The sequence below is a fragment of the Serratia sp. B501 genome, assembly GCF_051172315.1.
In the GTDB taxonomy this organism is placed as follows: Bacteria; Pseudomonadota; Gammaproteobacteria; order Enterobacterales; family Enterobacteriaceae; genus Serratia; species Serratia ureilytica.
In genome coordinates this window covers 784,745-803,187 of sequence record NZ_JBPIZB010000002.1, presented here as the reverse complement: position 1 = coordinate 803,187, position 18,443 = coordinate 784,745, and the positions used below count along the sequence as shown (strand labels likewise).

The 18,443-nt window shown below is 61.4% G+C and carries 19 protein-coding genes; 12 read left to right on the top strand and 7 right to left on the bottom strand.

The genetic code is table 11. The features are described from left to right. Positions 1 to 114: 114 nt before the first annotated feature. On the bottom strand, positions 115 to 1,290 hold the full coding sequence (locus ACSBQV_RS10405) for a low temperature requirement protein A (protein ID WP_099783837.1): 1,176 nt from the start codon (positions 1,288 to 1,290) through the stop codon (positions 115 to 117). A gap of 310 nt (positions 1,291 to 1,600) precedes the next feature. Here ACSBQV_RS10405 and ACSBQV_RS10400 point away from each other — a divergent pair, with 310 nt between their 5' ends. Then, the gene (locus ACSBQV_RS10400) at positions 1,601 to 1,885 is read left to right on the top strand and encodes a YdgH/BhsA/McbA-like domain containing protein (protein WP_099783835.1); all 285 of its coding nucleotides are present in this window, start codon (positions 1,601 to 1,603) and stop codon (positions 1,883 to 1,885) included. A 240-nt stretch (positions 1,886 to 2,125) separates the two neighbouring features. Then, positions 2,126 to 2,683, top strand: coding sequence for a class I SAM-dependent methyltransferase (locus ACSBQV_RS10395; RefSeq protein WP_033642027.1), 558 nt, complete (start codon positions 2,126 to 2,128; stop codon positions 2,681 to 2,683). Here the strand turns inward: ACSBQV_RS10395 and ACSBQV_RS10390 are convergent, their stop codons facing one another. Then, complete coding sequence (locus ACSBQV_RS10390; RefSeq protein WP_033642028.1) at positions 2,684 to 3,145, bottom strand: GNAT family N-acetyltransferase; 462 nt, start codon at positions 3,143 to 3,145, stop codon at positions 2,684 to 2,686. Positions 3,146 to 3,361: 216 nt separating this feature from the next. Between ACSBQV_RS10390 and ACSBQV_RS10385 the strand changes: the two genes are divergently transcribed. The 4 genes from ACSBQV_RS10385 (at position 3,362) to aroL (ending at position 7,799) form a co-directional block, all read left to right on the top strand. Then, on the top strand, positions 3,362 to 4,477 hold the full coding sequence (locus tag ACSBQV_RS10385; protein WP_099783833.1) for an ABC transporter substrate-binding protein: 1,116 nt from the start codon (positions 3,362 to 3,364) through the stop codon (positions 4,475 to 4,477). Next, the gene (locus tag ACSBQV_RS10380; protein ID WP_099783831.1) at positions 4,470 to 6,593 is read left to right on the top strand and encodes a TonB-dependent siderophore receptor; all 2,124 of its coding nucleotides are present in this window, start codon (positions 4,470 to 4,472) and stop codon (positions 6,591 to 6,593) included. The genes ACSBQV_RS10385 and ACSBQV_RS10380 overlap by 8 nt, the downstream gene beginning before the upstream one ends. A gap of 53 nt (positions 6,594 to 6,646) precedes the next feature. Next, entirely contained in the window at positions 6,647 to 7,165 is a 519-nt protein-coding gene (locus ACSBQV_RS10375) for a GNAT family N-acetyltransferase (protein WP_099783829.1), read from the top strand. A gap of 109 nt (positions 7,166 to 7,274) precedes the next feature. Then, positions 7,275 to 7,799 carry a shikimate kinase AroL gene (gene aroL / locus ACSBQV_RS10370; RefSeq protein WP_099783827.1) on the top strand — a complete coding sequence of 175 codons (525 nt, stop codon included), beginning with the start codon at positions 7,275 to 7,277 and terminating at the stop codon, positions 7,797 to 7,799. Positions 7,800 to 7,835: 36 nt separating this feature from the next. Here the strand turns inward: aroL and ACSBQV_RS10365 are convergent, their stop codons facing one another. After that, entirely contained in the window at positions 7,836 to 8,579 is a 744-nt protein-coding gene (locus ACSBQV_RS10365) for a helix-turn-helix domain-containing protein (protein WP_099783825.1), read from the bottom strand. Between the two features lie 96 nt (positions 8,580 to 8,675). On the opposite strand from ACSBQV_RS10365, the gene ACSBQV_RS10360 reads away from it, so the two are divergent. The 3 genes from ACSBQV_RS10360 (at position 8,676) to ppnP (ending at position 9,893) form a co-directional block, all read left to right on the top strand. After that, positions 8,676 to 9,080: a nuclear transport factor 2 family protein gene (locus ACSBQV_RS10360; RefSeq protein WP_047025776.1), complete on the top strand. Its 405-nt coding sequence runs from the start codon at positions 8,676 to 8,678 to the stop codon at positions 9,078 to 9,080. Between the two features lie 47 nt (positions 9,081 to 9,127). Next, positions 9,128 to 9,328, top strand: a complete 201-nt coding sequence (locus ACSBQV_RS10355) for a YaiA family protein (protein WP_015376810.1) — start codon at positions 9,128 to 9,130, stop codon at positions 9,326 to 9,328. 274 nt (positions 9,329 to 9,602) lie between these two features. Further along, positions 9,603 to 9,893: a pyrimidine/purine nucleoside phosphorylase gene (ppnP, locus tag ACSBQV_RS10350; protein ID WP_004940463.1), complete on the top strand. Its 291-nt coding sequence runs from the start codon at positions 9,603 to 9,605 to the stop codon at positions 9,891 to 9,893. Positions 9,894 to 9,958: 65 nt separating this feature from the next. On the opposite strand, the gene rdgC is transcribed toward ppnP, so the two are convergent. After that, complete coding sequence (gene rdgC / locus ACSBQV_RS10345) at positions 9,959 to 10,870, bottom strand: recombination-associated protein RdgC (protein ID WP_004940461.1); 912 nt, start codon at positions 10,868 to 10,870, stop codon at positions 9,959 to 9,961. A 216-nt stretch (positions 10,871 to 11,086) separates the two neighbouring features. Here rdgC and mak point away from each other — a divergent pair, with 216 nt between their 5' ends. The 3 genes from mak to ACSBQV_RS10330 all read left to right on the top strand — a co-directional run bounded on the left by mak (position 11,087) and on the right by ACSBQV_RS10330 (position 12,720). Then, on the top strand, positions 11,087 to 12,001 hold the full coding sequence (mak, locus tag ACSBQV_RS10340) for a fructokinase (RefSeq protein ID WP_099783823.1): 915 nt from the start codon (positions 11,087 to 11,089) through the stop codon (positions 11,999 to 12,001). 102 nt (positions 12,002 to 12,103) lie between these two features. Beyond that, the gene (locus ACSBQV_RS10335; RefSeq protein ID WP_004940455.1) at positions 12,104 to 12,337 is read left to right on the top strand and encodes a type II toxin-antitoxin system Phd/YefM family antitoxin; all 234 of its coding nucleotides are present in this window, start codon (positions 12,104 to 12,106) and stop codon (positions 12,335 to 12,337) included. Further along, a complete protein-coding gene (locus ACSBQV_RS10330) occupies positions 12,334 to 12,720 on the top strand; it encodes a type II toxin-antitoxin system VapC family toxin (RefSeq protein ID WP_033651066.1) in 387 nt (128 codons plus the stop codon). The genes ACSBQV_RS10335 and ACSBQV_RS10330 overlap by 4 nt, the downstream gene beginning before the upstream one ends. Here ACSBQV_RS10330 and licT read toward each other — a convergent pair. The 3 genes from licT to sbcD all read right to left on the bottom strand — a co-directional run bounded on the left by licT (position 12,717) and on the right by sbcD (position 18,277). Continuing rightward, on the bottom strand, positions 12,717 to 13,565 hold the full coding sequence (gene licT, locus ACSBQV_RS10325; protein WP_042783774.1) for a BglG family transcription antiterminator LicT: 849 nt from the start codon (positions 13,563 to 13,565) through the stop codon (positions 12,717 to 12,719). The two genes, ACSBQV_RS10330 and licT, sit on opposite strands and share 4 nt — an antisense overlap. A gap of 231 nt (positions 13,566 to 13,796) precedes the next feature. Further along, positions 13,797 to 17,048 (bottom strand): exonuclease subunit SbcC, encoded by a 3,252-nt coding sequence (gene sbcC / locus ACSBQV_RS10320; protein ID WP_099783821.1) that lies wholly within the window; start codon positions 17,046 to 17,048, stop codon positions 13,797 to 13,799. Then, positions 17,045 to 18,277, bottom strand: coding sequence for an exonuclease subunit SbcD (gene sbcD / locus ACSBQV_RS10315; RefSeq protein ID WP_099783819.1), 1,233 nt, complete (start codon positions 18,275 to 18,277; stop codon positions 17,045 to 17,047). Before sbcD ends, sbcC begins: the two co-directional genes overlap by 4 nt. Positions 18,278 to 18,443 lie beyond the last annotated feature (166 nt).

Genomic DNA, 18,443 nt, shown 5'->3' with positions numbered 1-18,443 from the left:
AAAATCAATAAATTGATTTTCCTTGTTTTTTTATCCGCTGCTCTCTGCAAACCCGGCAATGGCATGAGGTTTGTCATCAATCTCACAGCGGGGGCGATTGCGCCCCCGTTTGATTCAGGCTTGCGCGTGCCGCTGCGGCGCTCTGCCGCGCGAGATGCTCTCCCACGCCGCCACCACCACCATGATCAGCGTCGTCAGGCCATTGACCATCAGCAGGTCGGTTAAATAGGCGATCGGGGCCAATACCGCCAGCGCCAGCAGCCCGACCAGATGCGACAGCGGGAAGCGGCGATACACCAGCCGTTTGTACAGCGCGTTGACGAACAGGTAAATCGCCGGGCCGAGCAGCAGCACCGCCGCCGTGGCGTGTTGGATGCGGCCGTCGGGATGGGCGATCACCAGCTCGTTGGCCACGGCGCAGACGATGATCGCCCCTACCAGCGCGACGTGCACATAATGGAAATAAGCGCCCAGCTGGCCGGGATTTTCCGCCTGGCTGATGGCGTGGCTGCCGGCTTTGCTGCTGGTGTCGAAGTAAACCCACCACATCGCCAGGCTGCCGAAAAAGGCCACCAGCGAAGCGATGAGCACCGGCAGGCTCCAGCTTTCCATTTCGCTCAGGGTGGCGCCGGTGATTAGAATGGTTTCCCCCAGCGCCACGATCACGAACAGCTGGCAGCGCTCCGCCAGATGGTGGCCTTCGATGGTCCATTCGCTGCTGCTGTCCGAGCGCCCCAGCACCGGCAGGCGAAAACCGAACATCGGCGAGACGTATTCGCACAAGACGGCGATCGCCCAAAGCGCCAGGCGAACATGGCCTTCCGCCAGCCCGCCGGCGATCCAGAAGACGGCGGAGATGCACAGCCAGCCGAGAATGCGGCGAAAGTTTTGTTTTAACGGATGATCGGGCGCCAGCAGGCGCAATACCGTGGTGGAGCGCCCGACCTGAATGGCGACGTAGAACAGGGCGAAGATCAGACCGCGTTCGCCAAACGCCTGCGGCAACGCGGCGGCGGCGAATAGCCCCAGCAGCATGATCGCGAACAGCAACAGGCGGATCTGGCGGGTATCCGGATTGAACCAGTTGGTGACCCAGGCGGTGTATTGCCAGGCCAGCCAGACGGCGAACCACAGCAGCAGGGTTTCCAGCGCGCCGATCAGCGTCAGGTGATGCAACAGATAGTGGGAAAGTTGGGTCACGGCGAAAACGTAGATCAGATCGAACAGCAGCTCGGAAAATGAGACCGACGCGCCCTGACCGTCACGCACGCGCAGCAGGTTTTGCGACATAAGCGTTCTTCCTTAAAAGGGTAAGCCACAAAATTCAGCGTAGCTCAGCGCGCTCCGGCGGGTAAAAAATCTTAAATAGACGCGGTGCGCATTCTTTATCGCGCGCCGTCTTTAATTGTTCATCAAATAGGGGTAAGGTGAAGCCTATAAAGTCATTCTCGCCTGAAAATACACACCCGCTCTCACTTCCTCCTTATTCTCCTCACAATGATTGATGTTCTTTACGTTGCATGACGTCCGTTTTCATTGGCTAGCGGATAATTAACATCACTGACAACGAGCTAATAAACAAGAACACCTGGAGTCAATCATGAAACTTATCCCAAGCATCGCAGCCGTATTGATCGCCGCCGCTTCATTTTCCACTTTCGCCGCGCCGCTGTCGTCGGTAAAACAGGTCAACAGCGAGCAGGCCGCCAATCTGCAAAGCCTCGGCGTTGTGTCGGTTTCCGGCGTTAGCGGCTCACCGCGTGACGCCATCACCGCCCTGAAAGAAAAAGCCGCGGCGGACGGCGCCAGTCATTATCGCATTATCGGTCTGGACACCCCCGGGGACTCCAGCAACTGGCGCGGCAATGCGGAAATTTATCGCTAAGCGTTAGCTTTTTACCCTCTGGCCGCGGCAACGCGGCCAAAAAAATAAACGGTCGCAATAATTATCTGAACGGTCGGCGCATAAACCGCTTATTCTCAGATCATTATTGCGACCGTTTTTCTTTGCGCGCCGCTGACAAGGTTGCATTTTATTACAACTGTGTCCGCCGCTTTCGGAATCATGTTAATGATTACTTAAGAAATTCGGCTCACATTGAGGGCTTAACCCAAGGAGGCCTCAATGTTAAATGCGACCCGACTGCAACTGATGAATCACTTCGCTTACCTGCAGCAATTTATGGCTTCACCGCGCACCGTCGGTACGCTGGCGCCTTCTTCCCCGTGGCTGTGTCAGGCGATGCTCAATCAGGTTGAATGGACCCGGGCGCTGTCGATCGCGGAACTGGGCGCGGCGGACGGCGTGCTGACCAAACGCATTCTGGGGCGGATGCGCGCCGATGCGGCGCTGGAGGCTTTCGAGATCCAACCCCATTTCGTGCATCGGCTGCGCGGGATTGACGATCGGCGGCTGCAGGTGATGGGCCATTCGGCGACCCGGATGGCCACGGATTACGACGTGGTGTTTTCCTGCCTGCCGCTGCTGTCGATCCCGGTCAGGATCAGCGTGCGCATTCTTCAGCAGGCCCGGCAGCGGCTGCTGGCGCGCAACGGCACGCTGGTGCTGTTCCAATACAGCCACCTGTCGGAAAAATTGCTGTCGCGCTATTTTCACTGGAAGCGCCTGCGGGTAGTGCGCAACTTCCCGCCGGCGCTGGTGTATGTCTGTACGCCGCGTTAGCTACAGTTTTTTCTCCATCACCACCACCTCTTCGTCATGCTGCCGCCGGCGCTCCAGAGGTTGCCAACCCCAGCCGGCGTACAGCGCTTCCGATTTGTCGGTAATGAGATGCAGAACCGAGTGATGGCGCTGCCGCGCCGCCTCGACGATGGCCATTTCAAGACGGCGGGCGATGCCCTTGCGGCGGTGATCGGGATGCACGAAGACGCCGGCCAGCCACGGGGTGAGATCCTGGCGCTGATGGTCGTCGCTGGGCCACAGGCTGGCCATGCCCACCGGACGATCGCCGTCGATCATCATCAGCGTCAGGTGGTCGTCGCCCGGTCGGCTGCATTGGGCGAAACGCAGCTGGGTGCGCTCCAGCGAGCCGCCGCGCTGTGAACCCCACTGGCCGAATGCCCAGGCGGCGCACACATCGGCAAACTGCGGGCAATCCGACAGCGGAATGATGCGTTGAGTCATGGAGGTCTCCCGGTTTTTAGCTGTTTCCCCGTTCTATTTAACCGATTTCCCCGCCATTTTTTTAACTTTTTAAAGCCGTTATTTTAGCGGTTTCGCCGTGTTTGCCGCGCGCCCGGCGCCGTTTCCCGGATTTCTTTTGGCAATGGCGGCGCGGGATTGCAAGTGCTAATGAGAGTGATTATCATGCGCACACTATTTCCCCCTTTCGGCTCAATCATGCGCAATTTCCTCATTTTACTGCTGCTTTCTCTGTGGTTCGGCGTGTTCTACGCCCAGGCGAAGACGGTGACCGATATCACCGGCCGTCAGGTTGTGGTGCCGGACAATCCGCAGCGCATCGTGGTGGGGGAGAGCCGCATGTTGTATACGCTGGCGCTGCTGGAGCCGGGCAACCCGGCGCAGCGCATCGTCGGCTGGCCGGCGGATCTGGCGCGTTTCGATGCGCAAAGCTGGCAGCTTTATACGCAGCAGTTTCCGCAGATAGCCCAGATCCCCGTCATCAGCGGCAATAACTTTCGCCAGGTCAATGTCGAAAGCCTGCTGCAGCTGAAACCGGATCTGGTGATCCTGGCGCGCTATGCGCGTGAAGACGGCGACAACGATCGGTTGGTTTCTGCGTTGAACAAGGCCGGCGTGGCGGTGATCTACGTCGATCTGCGCATCGATCTGCTGAACAACACCGTGCCGAGCGTGCGGCTGCTGGGCGACGTGCTCAATCGCCGGCAGCGCGCCGAGCAGTTCATCCAGTTTTATCAGCAGCACATGGCGGTGATTCAGCAACGCCTGGCGGGCTATCAGGGGCCGAAGCCCAAAGTGATGCTGCACCTGCATCTGGGGCGGCGCGAGACCTGTTGCACCACCGCCGCGCACGGCAACCTTGGCGATCTGCTGACCTTCGCCGGCGGTGACAACATCGCCAACGCCAGCGTCAAAGGGGTGTATGGCGAGCTGAACCCGGAAACCATTCTGAGCGCCAATCCCGACGTGTACCTCGCCACCGGCATGGCCGGGCCGCAGGGCAAACGGCTGTCCGATCTACGCCTCGGGCCGCAGGTCAGCCGCCAAGAGGCCGCCGACAGCTTCCGCCGGCTGATCGCCAAACAGCCGATGCTGACCAACCTGCAGGCGGTGAAAAACCACCGCGCCTGGAGCGTTTGGCACAACTTTTACCTCAGCCCGTACCACGTGGTGCTGGTCGAGGTGTTCGCCAAAGCGTTTTACCCGGATCTGTTCGCCGACATCAACCCGCAGCAGACCTTCCAACAGCTTTATCAGCAGTTTTTGCCGTTACCTTTTTCAGGGACCTATTGGAGTCAGTTAGATAATGAATAACAACAAACGCGGCTGGTGGTGCGCATTGCCGTTGGCGGCCTGCGCGACATCGCCGACGTGGGCGGCGGAAAAAACCGCGTCGCAGGAAGAAAGCCTGGTGGTGATCGGCCGCAAAGACGCCGACGGCGTGCAGAGCTATCAGCCGTTGACCAGCGTCACCGGCACCCGCAGCGAAACCAACCTGCTGAACGTGCCGCAGGCGATCGACGTGGTGCCGCAGCAGGTGATTGCCGATCAGGCGGTCAGCAGCCTGGATGAGGCGCTGTACAACGTCAGCGGCATTACCCAGGCCAACACGCTGGGCGGCACCCAGGACGCGGTCATGAAACGCGGTTTCGGCGACAACCGCGACGGCTCCATTCTGCGCGACGGCGTGCGCTCGGTGCAGGCGCGCAACTTCACGCCGACCACCGAGCGGGTAGAGGTGCTCAAGGGGCCGGCTTCGATGCTGTACGGCATGGGGGAACCGGGCGGCATGATCAACATGATCACCAAAAAACCCCAGCTGCAGCAGCGCACTCATGTGGAAGGCTGGGGCAGCAGCTTCAACGGCGGCGGCGGCCAGCTCGACGTTACCGGGCCGCTCGGCACGTCGGGGTTCGCCTATCGCATGATCGTCGATCACGATGAAACCGACTACTGGCGCAACTTCGGCCGCAACCGCCAGACGGTGATCGCGCCCTCGTTGATGTGGTATGGCGAGCACACCACCGTGCGGCTGGCCTACGAGCATATGGAATATCTGGTGCCGTTCGATCGCGGCACCATTATCGATTCGCGCACCGGCAAACCGGTGAATACGCCGCGCGATCGCCGTTTCGACGAAGCCTATAACGCCACCCGCGGCGATCAGGACAGCATTACCCTGCAGATCGATCAAACGCTCAACGAACGCTGGAAAAGCTCGCTGACCTACGCCTACAGCCGCAACAGCTACAGCGACAACCAGGCGCGCGCCACGGCGCTGAATCCGGTGACCGGCGTGTTGACTCGACAGGCCGACTCGACCGCCCATGCCGTCAGCCACGCCAACGCGGTGCAGTTGACGCTCAATGGCGACGTGGACTGGGGGCGTATCAACCACCAGATGCTGTTCGGCTTCGATTTTGAAGATAACCGCACCTACCGCGGCGACATGATCCGCGGCAAAAAGAACAGCGATTTCAATATCTACCATCCGGTATACGGCCTGATGCCGCCCTCGACCGCGGTCAGCGCCAAAGACAGCGATCAGCGGGAAAATCTCACCAGCTACGGCTGGTTTATGCAGGATTCCATCCAACTGACCGATAATTGGCTGGTGATGGGCGGGCTGCGCTACGACGCTTTCGACGTCTATGCCGGCAAGGGGCGGCCGTTCCAGACCAACACCGACAGTTCGGACGGCAAGCTGGTGCCGCGCGCCGGGGTGGTGTACAAGCTGACGCCTTACGTGTCGCTGTACAGCAGCTATACCGAGTCGTTCAAGCCCAACTCCTCCATCGCCACCCAAATTGGTTCGCTGCCGCCGGAGCAGGGCAAGTCGTGGGAAGTCGGCGGCAAGCTGGCGCTGCCGAACGGCGTCACCGGCACGCTGGCGCTGTTCGACATCACCAAGCGTAACGTCATGGTCAATGAGCTGGTGGAGGGCGAAACCGTGACGCGCACCGCCGGGCGCGTGCGTTCGCAGGGCGTGGAGCTGGACGTGGCCGGTAACCTCACCGATTCGCTGAGCCTGATCGGTTCCTATGCGTATACCGACGCGCGCGTGGTGGACGATCCGGACAACAAGGGCAAAGAGATGACCAACGTGGCGCGCCATACCGCCTCGCTGTTCCTGACCCAGAACCTGGGCAGCCCCGGCCTGTACAGCGGCGATGAGGTGCGTATCGGCGCCGGCGCGCGCTACGTGGGCCGCCGTCCGGGCGACGCCGCCAACAGCTTCAATCTGGATAATTACACCGTTGCCGATGCGTTCGCCGCTTACACCATGCCGATCAACGGCTATCGGGTGAAATGGCAGCTGAACGTGAAGAACCTGTTCGATAAAACCTATTACCCGTCCAGCGGCGGCAATTTGCGCGTGGCGGTGGGGGAACCTCGTGAGGTGGTGCTGCGCGGCAGTATCGATTTCTGAGCCGCGAGCGGTGAAATTTGCTTAAATAACCGCCCCAACGTTAAGGAGAACCCATGAGCCTGCAAATTCGTTTGGCGCAGCAGCGGGATATCGCGCATCTGATGGCGGTTGAACGCTCGGCGGCGCAGCTGTTTCGCCAGCAGCCGGCGTGGCGCTTTATCGCCGAAGGCGAGGTGATGAGCCCGCAACAGCACGCCGCGTTTATCGCCGAACGCCGTGAATGGCTGGCCGAAAGCGACAACGGCGAGTGCGCCGGTTTTATCGCCGTGCAGGCTCAGGGGAAAGACTGGCATATCGCCGAATTGTCGGTCGCCGGTGCCTGGCAACGGCAGGGCGTCGGCCGCCGCCTGATCGGGGCGGTGGCGGAAGAAGCCAAACGCCAGGGCGCAGCTCGCCTGACGCTCACCACCTTCATTGACGTGCCGTGGAATGCGCCTTATTACCGGCGGCTGGGGTTCCGGCCGCTCGACGACGCGCGGCTCACGGCCGCCTTGCGGCGGCATCTGGATGAGGATCTGGCGCACGGCTTTGCCGCAGGCAGTCGCTGTGCCATGGAATTTACACTATCGTAAATATTGAAATACAGAGCGGGCGGGGTATGATGCTGCCACCACGCCATCGCACCCGCTCGGTATTTTGGTATGCAATGCACTCAAGTCACCGCATAAGGGACAACCCGTAATGACACAAACCCTGTTCATGATAGGCGCTCGCGGAGCCGGCAAGACCACGGTAGGCAGCGCATTGGCGCTGGCGTTGGGCTATCAGTTCGTCGATACCGATTTGTTTATGCAGCAGGCGGCGCAGATGAGCGTGGCGGAAATGGTCGAGCGCGAGGGCTGGCTGGGGTTTCGTCGCCGCGAGACCATCGCGTTGCAAACCGTGACCAGGCCGTCAACTATAGTTGCCACCGGCGGCGGGGCGATCCTGGCGGAGGAAAACCGCCAGTTTATGCGCCAGCATGGCACCGTTATCTACCTGCGCGCGCCGGCCAGCGTGTTGGCGCAGCGGTTGGAAGAGTACCCGGAAGATGCGCAACGCCCGACGCTCACCGGCAGACCGATCGCCGAAGAGATGCTCGAGGTGCTGGCCGCGCGTGAAGCGCTGTATCAGGATGCCGCGCATTACGTGATGGACGGTGCCGCCGATCCCCAGCGGGTGGTGGAACAAATCCTCGCGGTGCTGCCGCGTGAGACGGTGAAATAACCTTTTCTTCTCTTCGGGTGCTGGGCGCCCGTTTTCTTATTCCCTTTGCCGAGCGGCCGCAAAGTACGCGCCGGGCGTGACGCCGAAGCGGCGGCGAAAGGCGGCGATGTAGGCGCTGACGTTGTCGTAGCCGCAGGCGTCGGCCACCTCGCAGACCGCTTCGTCGCGTGATAATCCCTCCAGTGAACGCAATACCCGCGCCTGTTGGCGCCACAGCGCGAAGCTGATGCCGGTTTCCTGCAGAAAGCGGCGGCTCAGGGTGCGTGGGCTGAGCCCGGCCCAGGCGGCCCAGTCGCGCTGGCTTTGCTGGCTGGCGGGATCGTTCAGCAGCGCCCGGGCGATGTTCAGCAACCGGGCGTCCTGCGGCAGCGGCAATTGCAACGGCGCGCGGCTTGCCGTGTGCATTTCATCCAGCAGCACCTGCAGCAGCCGCCGTTGCGGCGCGCTCATCGGGCCGGCGGAGAACTGCGCGATGCGTTCCACCAGGGCCTGCAATAGCGCGGAGGCGGTGAACAGCTGCGGCTGCGGCGGCATCTCCGGCGCGCTTTCCACCGGCAGATACAGACTCCAGCCCGCCACATCGCCACAGGCCAGCGCCTGATGGGGGCACCCCGGCGGCAGCCAGCCCAGCGCACCGCCGGTGATCGCCCATTGCCGGCCAGGCAGTTCCAGCGCCAGCATGCCGCGCGTCAAGAGATAGATCTGGCCGCCGTCGTGCCGGTGCCAGGGCGTCAGGTGTTTTCTTTCATGCTGAAGGCGTTGGCTGCGGATCTGCGTCATATTGTCCGTTTAACGTTATTGAAAGCCTTGATGCGGTTATTATGCCATCGCCTGGCCGGGATAGGATCGCCATTCCCCCCATTTCGGAGAAACGTGATGACTCAACTTACCCCGCTGAACCTGGTGCTCGATACGCTGCAGCAGGTGGTCGCCAGCCCGGAGCATCGGCCGACGCAGCTCGCCGCCCGTTTCAGCGCAGGCTACCGCCAGCAGGTGGATGGCAAGGTGCTGAACTTCGAGCAGTTTGAGCAACATATGGCGATGCTGAAACGGCAAACCCGCCGCATGACGCTGAAGGTGCTCGCGGCGGCGGCGCAGGATGAGTCGGTGCTGACCCACCATCTGGTCGAGGTGGAAAAGCGTGACGGCACCTGCAGCCGCGTGCGGGTGCTGGCGCACTTCACCGTGCGTGAAGGCCGCATTTGCGCCTGCGACGAACTGACCGAGCTGTTGACGGGCGCCCCCGGCGATCGCGATCTCGGCTCGCGCGTGCCGGAATGAGGGCGGCTGCTATACTTGCTACTGTGTGAAACACACGGGAGAACGGCATGCGCGAAAATGATCAACCTGCTTATCCACGGAGCGCCCGCGTCGTAGAGGTGTTTCGAGGCGACCCGAACCTGCATCTGCGCCGTTTTGAGGTGCGCACCGACGACATTGAGCCGAATACGTTGCTCAGTGAACATGAAACCGAGCAGGAAGCGCTCGACGCCAAGCACCGCTATGAGGACGAGGCGTTAGAGCATTGACCTTCAGCCCAGCGGAAACCGGCGTCAGGCCGGTTTCCTGTTTATGGTTTGGAAATCGATGCCCTTGCTCTCTTTCCCGCGCGGATCGCACCGCTTGTCCCGCCAGACGCTGCGCACCGACTCCATTGCGCTGTCCTGCCCATTTGCCGGTAAGCGTCCCGGCCGCGGTTTGCTCTGCGTCGCGATCGCATTTCGCGCGAAAAACCAGTGACAGATCAACCGCAATCCCCCAATATGGATTTTCCATACAAGATGATGACGCGGGTGCCAGTCTATGCTGAAAGTGAATGAGTATTTTGCCGGAAAAGTGAAGTCTATCGGTTTTGACAGTAGCAGCATCGGTCTTACCAGCGTGGGTGTGATGGAAGAGGGCGAATACACCTTCTCCACCGCGCAGCCGGAAGAAATGACGGTGATCACCGGGGCGCTGAAAGTGCTGCTGCCGGGCGCGCCGGACTGGCAGGTGTTTACGCCGGGCGAGAAATTCTTCGTGCCGGGGCACAGCGAGTTCAACCTGCAGGTGGCCGACGCGACCGCCTATCTGTGCCGCTACCTGAGCAAATAAAGGTTGCTCGTTAGGGGAACGCAGGGCTCAGCGAACGCTGGGCCCTGGTCGTATCTGAGGCGGGATTAACGCTGGGCTTCGCCGCCGAGCGCTTCGATGGTGTTTTTGATCAACGCCGCCAGCTCACTCGTCATCAGGATAAAGTCGGCGTCAAAGCGCTGGGCGAAGTCGTCGCGATCGATGTCGTCGTTCTGCTCGCGCAGCGTGTCGGCAAACTTCAGACGTTTTAATGAACCGTCGTCCGACAGCATCAGCTGAATGCGCTCCTGCCAATCCACCGCCAGCTTGGTCACCAGTTTGCCGGCTTCGATGTGCACCGCGATTTCGTCGCTGATCAGATTCTGTTTTTTGCAGCGGATCACGCCGCCTTCTTCCAGAATCGCTTTCAATTCCGCTTCATCCTGAATGGCGAAGCCGGCCGGCATCTCGCCGGAACGCACCCATTCGGTCAGCGTCAGTTCGATCGGGCTTTCCATCGTCAGCGGCACCACCGGCAGCGAACCGAGGCTTTTGCGCAGCAGCGCCAGCGTATCTTCGGCGCGTTTGGCGCTGGCGGCATCGACCATGATCAGATCGTTGACGGTGTCGATCCACATGAAAGTCTGGTTGAAGCGGCTGAATGCGCGCGGCAGCAGGCTGTGCAGCACTTCATCCTTCAACGCGTCCTTCTCGGTTTTCTTCAGTTTGCGGTGTTGTTCCGCCTCCAGGCGCTCAATCTTGGCCTGCAGCTCTTGCTTGATGACCGGCGACGGCAGGATTTTCTCTTCCTTGCGCGCGCAGATGACGATTTGGCCGTTGACCGCGTGCGTCAATGCATCGCTGTGCGAACCCATCGGGGAGACCCAGCCGGTCTTCGCCATGTCCTGGCTGCCGCACGGCGTGAAGGCGAACGCGCTGAGTTGTTTTTCCATTTCATCCGCGTTTAGCGCCACTTCGCGGCTCAAACGGTAAACCATCAAATTCTTAAACCACAGCATAATGTTATCCCAGGCTGGGCGTGCGTTCGGCACGCTGATTCGTCAAAAGCAGGGCGGCATGATAACGAATTGACGCTGAAAAATCGCCCCATTCTCTCTGAATTGCGTCGCTTTACGCAGCGAGAAAGGACGGGACGGAGGGTGGGAAACAGGTGATTCATTTGCGCGCTTACATTAGGCTGTGGCAACGCTGCGCGGCATCGAGGAGAAAAATACGTGCGCATTGGCATCGATTTGGGTGGAACGAAAATTGAAGTGATTGCGTTGGCGGACGACGGGCGGGAGCTGTTTCGCCATCGTATCGCCACGCCGCGCCATGACTACCGGCAAACTCTGGCGGCGATCGCCGGGCTGGTGAAACTGGCCGAGGATCATACCGGCGAACGGGGATCGGTCGGGGTCGGCATTCCCGGCACGCTGTCGCCGTTTACCGGGCGGGTGAAAAACGCCAACTCGGTGTGGCTCAACGGCCAACCGCTGGACGAGGATCTGTCTGCGCTGCTGACGCGAGAGGTGCGCATCGCCAACGACGCCAACTGTCTGGCGGTGTCGGAAGCCACCGATGGCGCCGGCGCCGGCGCGAAAACCGTGTTTGCGGTCATCATCGGCACCGGCTGCGGCGCCGGCGTGGCGCTGAACGGCCAGGCGCATGCCGGCGGCAACGGCATCGCCGGTGAATGGGGGCACAATCCGCTGCCGTGGCAGGATGACGATGAGCTGCGCTACGCCCGCGAAGTGCCGTGTTACTGCGGCAAGCCGGGTTGCATCGAAACCTTTGTTTCCGGCACCGGTTTCGCCACCGACTATGCGCGCCTGAGCGGCAATGCGCTGCAAGGGCATGAGATCATGGCGCTGAGCGAGCGGGGCGATGCGTTGGCGGAGCAGGCGATTGGCCGCTACGAAATGCGGCTGGCGAAATCGCTGGCGCACGTGATCAACATGCTGGATCCGGATGTGGTGGTGCTCGGCGGCGGTATGAGCAACGTGGATCGTCTGTATCGCACGGTGCCGCAACTGGTGAAAGGCTGGGTGTTCGGCGGCGAGTGTGAAACGCCGATCCGCAAGGCCGTTCACGGCGATTCCAGCGGCGTGCGCGGTGCGGCCTGGCTGTGGCCGCAACAGCAGGGCTAAGCGTTGCAACAAAGCGCGAGGCTGCTCGCGCTTTAAACCCTTCACTGTACAAAAACTGGACGGCGCTTTATGCTTTAGCTAACTTAGCTAAGGAGGACGCGTATGCCGATTCAGGCCAATATGCACGAAGCCAAATCCAATCTGAGCCAGTTGGCGGACAGAGCCGCGGAGGGAGAAACCGTGATTATTGCAAAAGCAGGGAAGCCGTACGTACAGCTGGTCGCCATCAAGGGGGAAGCGCGCCGCCCTGGCGCCGCCAAGGGCAGGTTCACCGTGCCGGCGGATTTCAACGCCGGGGATGCGGCCATTGCGGCGTTGTTTGAGGGCGATGAATGAAGCGCCTGTTGCTGGATACCCACGCGTTGCTGTGGTGGCTGATCGACGACGCCTGCCTGGGCGTGAACGCCAAAAGGCAGATCGCCGATCCGGGCAATGCGGTGTACGTCAGCGCGGCCAGCATTTGGGAGATCTCGATCAAGCAGGCGCTGGGCAAACTCGCGCTGCCGGAAGACATCTTTGCGATCATCGAGGCCGAGGATTTTCTGTCGTTGCCGATGGACGCCTTTCACTGCCAACAGGCCGGGCAGCTGCCACCCCATCATCAAGATCCTTTCGATCGCATGCTGATCGCACAGGCGCAGGCCGAGGGGCTGACGCTGATCTCCGCCGACGCGGTGTTTCCGCAGTACGGCGTGCGGGTGGCGGACGCCCGCCGTTAAGCCGGCTTTTCCTCGCTTTCGCTGCGCACCCGTTCGATATGAATGGTCAGAAACATCATCTCTTCCGTGGTGAGCTGATGCTGATAGTGTTTTTCGATGTGGCGGTTGATCTTGCCGGCGCAGGCGAATGACTCGCGGTACTTCTCTTTCACCACCTGATACAGCGAATCATCGTCGCTGTCGACGTAGTTTTTCCCCAGCAGCCGTTGGGCGAAAAATTTCAAGTGGGTCACGAACCGGTGGTAGCTCAGGGATTCCTCGTTGTAATCAAAGCGGAAATGGTACTTGACCAGGTTGAGGATCTCTTGCATCACGCGGGTAATGTGCAGCGTGTTGTGCATCTCGTCGTTAAGCTGGGCGTTGACCAGGTGCAGGGCGATAAATCCGGCTTCGTCCTCCGGCAACGCGGTATCCAGCCGCTGTGCGATCAGGGCCAGCGCCTCCAGCCCGACGGCGAATTCGGCCGGATAGAGTTTTTTAATCTCCCACAGCAGCGCATTTTTGATATCCAGCCCTTGCGCATGGCGCTGCAGGGCGAAGTGGATGTGATCGGTCAGCGTGATGTAGACGATGTTATGTAGCTTGCCCGGCAGGCGTTCGCGGGCGAGGGTGATGATTCTGTCGGCGGTGGTGACGCAGGCCAATGGGATCTCGGCGAGCAGCTCTTTATAGCGCTCGGCGATTTCTCCGCCGTTATGGGTGAAGACCTTTTCGATCAGGCTTTCGTCCAGCGTATCGCCGGGCTTCTTTTTAAAGCCGATTCCTTTTCCCATCACCACCGTCTCTGCCTGACGGTCGTCCAGCGTAATCACCACGTTATTATTGAGTATTTTAGCGATTTTCATGGTTTTTCCCGGTGTTTCAGCATCCTGAAAACGAAAAAACCTGACGCCCGGAAGCGATCCCGGGCGTCAGGTTTTGCCTGTATTTTATCTTTCTGCCCTGCGGCCTGAGCGGCGGAGGGGATACAGTAACAATCCTGTTATGCTGGCATAATAACCCGTGCCCACCGTGGCTCAACGCTTTTCACCGCGGAGTGCCGCCGCGGTCACACTTCTGCGCCGCAAGCCGCGGGATCATTCCAGCCTGAAGTGCGCTTCCAGCCGGCTGACGCCAAGCCCGTTGACCTTTTTCACCTTGATCTGCACCGGAATGCGTTCTTTCATCGCCTCGACGTGGCTGATCACGCCGATGGTTTTGCCGGAGGCGTTCAGGCTGTCCAGCGCATCCAGCGCGGTGTCGAGGGTTTCGGCGTCCAGCGTGCCGAAGCCTTCGTCGAGGAACAGCGAGTCGATGCTGGTTTTATGGCTGACCAGATCGGACAACGCCAGCGCCAACGCCAGGCTGACCAGGAAGCTCTCGCCGCCGGACAGGGTGCGGGTATCGCGCAGCGCGTCCGCCTGCCAGGTGTCCACCACCTGCAGCTCCAGCGCATCGCTGGTCTTGCGCTGCAGCAGGTAGCGCCCGTGCAGCCGGCCGAGCTGCCGGTTGGCCAGATAGACCAGATGATCGAGCGTCAGCCCTTGGGCGAAACGGCGGAACTTGTCGCCTTCTTTCGAGCCGATCAGCTGGTTGAGGTAGCTCCAGTCGTCGTAGTCTTGCTGGCTGCGGGCGATTTGCTCGAACAGCGCCTGCTGATTGAGGCGACGAGCGGCATCGCTTTCCAGCTGATTGCGCAGTTCGCCCTGACGCAGCTGCAACGTTTTCAACTGCTGTGCCAGCTCGGCCAGCGATTGAGTGAGCGCATCGATATCCGCATTGGCCTCATCCAGCCCTTCAGGACGGTGCTGCCGATGCTGCTCCAGCGTTTGCGTCGCCTGTGTCAGCAGGGCGGCGGCCTCCACCTGTCGCTGTTGCAGCCGCTCTTTGCGCTGCTGCAATTCGCGACGCAGGGCGTCGTCCAGCAGCGCGGCGGCGAAGGCGGTTTCATCGGCGAACTCGCTGTCGGCCAGCGCCTGCTGCCACTGCTGCTGCGCCTGCTGCAGCCGCTCCTGCATCTGGGTGAGCTGTTGTTGCAGCCCGGCCTGCTGGCCGGCCAGGCGTTCGCGCAGTTCCTGCGCCTTTTGCCACTGCTCGGCGGCCTGTAAGCTGGCCTGTTCACAGGCGGTTTGTTTGGCGCGCAGCTGCTCGCGCACCTGAGTCACCTGCTGTTCGCCGAACAGCGCCAGCCGCTGCGCACGTCGTTCAGCGAGGGTTTTCTCGCCTTCTTGCCAGCGTTGTTGCAGCTCTTGCTGCTGTTGCAGGCTGTCGGCGTGGGCTTTCTGCAGCAGCGTAAAGCGTTCTTCGAGCAACGCCAGCTGTTGCTGCGTCTGCTGCTGCTGCGTTTGCAGAGCGATGAGCGCGTCTTTCGCCTGCTGTACCGCCTGCGCCGCCTGTTCATGCTGCTGCAGCGCCTGTTGCCCGCGCCGTTCTTCGTCGTCGCAGCCGTTCAGCCAGGCGCTGAGCTGCTCGCCATCCGCCAACGTAAAGTCGAACGCCAGCGGTGCGCTGAGCTGCCGCCACTGCTGCTGTTGGGCAGCCAGCTGCTGTTCATCCTGCGCGATGGTTTGCTGTTGGCGCTGTTGTTGTTCCTGCAGGCCTTCGCAGCGGGTACGCAGCTCGGTGCCCTGGGTTTGCAGTTTCTCGGCGAGGGTACGCATCTCGACCAAACGCTGTTCCGTGGCCGAAGGCTGCACTGCCTGATACTGCTCTACCGCCGGATGGCTGGTGGAACCGCACAGTGGGCAGGGGGCACCGCTTTGCAGCAGGGCGCGCTCCGCTTCCAGACTGACGATGCGTTTTTCCAGTTCGTGGATCCGCTCCACTTCCTGCAGCTGCGCCTTGTGCTGTTTGAATTGCTGACGCGCGCTCTCCAGCTGTTGTTGCAACCCGGCGAGCTGCGTTTGCCGCTCGGCATGCTCCGCCTGTTGCCGGGCCAGACGCTCGCGAGTCTGACGGTGAAGGGACGTCAGAGTAAATAGCTGCTGGCGCGTTGGGCGCAGGTCTGCCAGGGCGCTCAGGCGCTGGCGCAGCGGGGCCAGCGGCGTTTTCGCCTCCAGCGTCTGCTGCTGTTGCTGTTGAGCGGCCAGCGCATCACTCAGCGCATTCAACTGCTGCTGAAACTGTGCGGCCTGCGTCGTCAGCTGGCTGCGCTGAGCGGTGAGCTGCTCCAGCGTAGTTTGCTGCTGGGCGCACTGCTGCGCGGCGGCATCGCCGGCCTGTCGCCGCTCGGCCTGGGTCGATAGCAGTTGGGCTATCTGGTGATCGAGCGGGGCGACCTGCTCGTCGATCAGCTGTTGCTGTTGCCGCATATGCTCGGCATGGGTTTGCTGCGCCTGGCGGGTTTTCTCCACCGCCTGCTGCAGCGGGGTCAACTGCGCTGACTGCTGTTCCTGCTGCTGCGCCAACAGAGCCGCTTGCTGCTGTATCGTCTGCAGCTCGGCGCGGCAGCGATCGCGTTCACCGCGCAGCGGCCGCAATTTCTCGGCCGGCTCGCTGAGCGTCAGCCGCTGCAGCTGTGGGGCGGCCTCTGCCTGCTCGCGCTGGGCGGTGTCCAGCCGCAATTGCCCCTCGTTTTGCTGTTGCCGGAGGCGTTGCCATTGTTGCAGCCAGCTCAGCGCCTGTTGCTGCCGCTGGGTTTGCTCGCCGAGGGCGCTTTCCTGCGTGCTCAGCGCCGCCAGCTGTTCGGTCAGAGACTGGCGCTGCTCGTCGTTCAGCAGTTCGATGCCGCTGGCGCGTTGGTGCAACGCATCCAGGTCAGTTTTGGCCTGCTTGTGCGACTCGAACACCTGCTCGGACAGCCGCCCATAGATTTCGGTGCCGGTCAGCTCTTCCAACAGCTCGGCGCGATCGTTGGCGTCGGCGTTGAGGAAGGCGGCGAACTGCCCCTGAGACAGCATCATCGATTTGGTGAAGCGGCCGAAGTCCAGCCCGGTGATGGCGGCGGTGAGCTCCAGCTTGTCGCGCACTTTGTCCGCCAGGATCTTGCCGTCCTCGCGGCGCGCTAGTTCGACCTTCGGCGCCTGCAGGTTGCCGTCCGGCGCATTTTTGGCGCGGCGCTGGCTCCAGAAGGCGCGATAGCCGACGCCCTTGACCTCGAACTCGACCTCCGCCAGCGACTCGGCGGTGTGGCGGGTCATCAGCTCATTCTGGCTCGGGGTGACGTTAAGGCGCGGCGTTTGGTGGTACAGCGCCAGGCAAATGGCGTCCAGCAGGGTGGTTTTGCCCGCGCCGGTCGGGCCGGTAATGGCGAACAGGCCGTTGCTGGCGAAAGGCTCGGCGGTGAAGTCAATTTTCCATTCGCCCTGCAGCGAGTTGAGGTTTTTTAACCGCAGGCTGAGGATCTTCATGAATTCGTCTCCTCGGCGTTGTGCTGCACCGCCTCGACCACCTGGCGGAACATCTGGCGCATCCGCTGTTGGCGCGTTTCGGGCATCTCAGCCTCCTGTGCCAACCTGCGCTCGAACACCTCGTTGACGCTCAGTTCGTTCAGCGTTTCCTTATCCTGCTGCGCAATCGCCTGGCGGCGCTGCTCTTTGCTGCGCCGCAACAGCACCACTTCCACCGGCAGCTCATCCGCCAGCAGCTGGATGCGGCGCTGGATGTCGCTGAGGTAGTCCTGCGTCGCCACTTCGATATCCAGCCACACCGGCCGCTCGCCGGCATAGTCGGCAAATTGCCGCAGCTGCCGTTCGATCTCGGCCAGATCGCCTTTGATCAGTTGCATGGGCTGGAACTGCGGGATCGTTAACGCGTCAACCCGCTGCAGGGCGCCGTCGGCGAAATCCACCAGGAAGACGCTTTTGGCTTTGCCCAGCTCATCGAAGCTGAGCGGGATCGGCGAACCGCTATAGCGAATATGCTCCGATTTGGCGACGTTCTGCGCGCGGTGAATGTGGCCCAGCGCGATATAGTCGGCGGGCGGGAAGGCCTGCGCCGGGAAGGCGTCGAGGGTGCCGATATAGATGTCGCGCACCGAGTCGGAGGTGGTGACGCCGACGGTGGTCAGGTGGCCGGTGGCGACGATCGGCAGCGGCAAGCTCAACTGGTCGCGGCGCTCGCAGGCCGCCTGATACAGCGTCTGATAATGTTCGGCGATGGCTTCCTGCAGCGCCTGCTGTTTCTGCGCGCCGGATTCGCCGGCGCGGCTGGTGAGCAGATCGCGCGGCCGCAGGAACGGAATGGCGCACAGCACCGCGCCCGGCTGGCCGTCGCGCCGGTTCAGCACCACGATTTGCTGTTCCGGGGCGCCTTGCGCGCTGGCGATCACCGTGGTGTTCAGGCAGGAGAGCAGCTCCCGCGATTCGTTCAGCGTCGCCACCGAGTCGTGGTTGCCGCCCAGCACCACCAACTGGCAGCCGGTGCGCTGCAGTTCCACCACGAAGCGGTTGTACAGCTCGCGGGCATAGCTGGGCGGTGAGCCGGTATCGAACAGATCCCCGGCGACGATCAGCGCATCCACCTGCTGCTGTTCGATCTGTTCGATCAGCCAGTTCAGAAAAGCCTGGTGCTCGGCGGCGCGGCTTTTGGTGAAAAAGTACTGGCCAAGGTGCCAGTCAGAGGTGTGGATCAGGCGCATGACACTCCCGGATGCAAAGATAATGGCGATGATTATAAAGGCCGCGGCGGCGGCTGTCCCGGCGCAATGATGATGACAACCGGATGATTTTTCTTTACTGCAGGAAATAATCGCTATGCTTACTGCCTATAACAGCCGGTTTTTTTCATAAAAGTGTCACAAAACT

Bases quoted from the DNA above. Each gene is read 5' to 3' on its own strand.
- ACSBQV_RS10395 (WP_033642027.1), top strand. From the start codon at position 2,126: ATGTTAAATGCGACCCGACTGCAACTGATGAATCACTTCGCTTACCTG.
- rdgC (WP_004940461.1), bottom strand. From the start codon at position 10,870: ATGCTGTGGTTTAAGAATTTGATGGTTTACCGTTTGAGCCGCGAAGTG.
- ACSBQV_RS10385 (WP_099783833.1), top strand. From the start codon at position 3,362: ATGCGCAATTTCCTCATTTTACTGCTGCTTTCTCTGTGGTTCGGCGTG.
- aroL (WP_099783827.1), top strand. From the start codon at position 7,275: ATGACACAAACCCTGTTCATGATAGGCGCTCGCGGAGCCGGCAAGACC.
- ACSBQV_RS10400 (WP_099783835.1), top strand. From the start codon at position 1,601: ATGAAACTTATCCCAAGCATCGCAGCCGTATTGATCGCCGCCGCTTCA.
- licT (WP_042783774.1), bottom strand. From the start codon at position 13,565: ATGAAAATCGCTAAAATACTCAATAATAACGTGGTGATTACGCTGGAC.
- sbcC (WP_099783821.1), bottom strand. From the start codon at position 17,048: ATGAAGATCCTCAGCCTGCGGTTAAAAAACCTCAACTCGCTGCAGGGC.
- ACSBQV_RS10405 (WP_099783837.1), bottom strand. From the start codon at position 1,290: ATGTCGCAAAACCTGCTGCGCGTGCGTGACGGTCAGGGCGCGTCGGTC.
- ACSBQV_RS10380 (WP_099783831.1), top strand. From the start codon at position 4,470: ATGAATAACAACAAACGCGGCTGGTGGTGCGCATTGCCGTTGGCGGCC.
- ppnP (WP_004940463.1), top strand. From the start codon at position 9,603: ATGCTGAAAGTGAATGAGTATTTTGCCGGAAAAGTGAAGTCTATCGGT.
- ACSBQV_RS10360 (WP_047025776.1), top strand. From the start codon at position 8,676: ATGACTCAACTTACCCCGCTGAACCTGGTGCTCGATACGCTGCAGCAG.
- ACSBQV_RS10375 (WP_099783829.1), top strand. From the start codon at position 6,647: ATGAGCCTGCAAATTCGTTTGGCGCAGCAGCGGGATATCGCGCATCTG.
- ACSBQV_RS10330 (WP_033651066.1), top strand. From the start codon at position 12,334: ATGAAGCGCCTGTTGCTGGATACCCACGCGTTGCTGTGGTGGCTGATC.
- ACSBQV_RS10365 (WP_099783825.1), bottom strand. From the start codon at position 8,579: ATGACGCAGATCCGCAGCCAACGCCTTCAGCATGAAAGAAAACACCTG.
- ACSBQV_RS10335 (WP_004940455.1), top strand. From the start codon at position 12,104: ATGCCGATTCAGGCCAATATGCACGAAGCCAAATCCAATCTGAGCCAG.
- sbcD (WP_099783819.1), bottom strand. From the start codon at position 18,277: ATGCGCCTGATCCACACCTCTGACTGGCACCTTGGCCAGTACTTTTTC.
- ACSBQV_RS10390 (WP_033642028.1), bottom strand. From the start codon at position 3,145: ATGACTCAACGCATCATTCCGCTGTCGGATTGCCCGCAGTTTGCCGAT.
- ACSBQV_RS10355 (WP_015376810.1), top strand. From the start codon at position 9,128: ATGCGCGAAAATGATCAACCTGCTTATCCACGGAGCGCCCGCGTCGTA.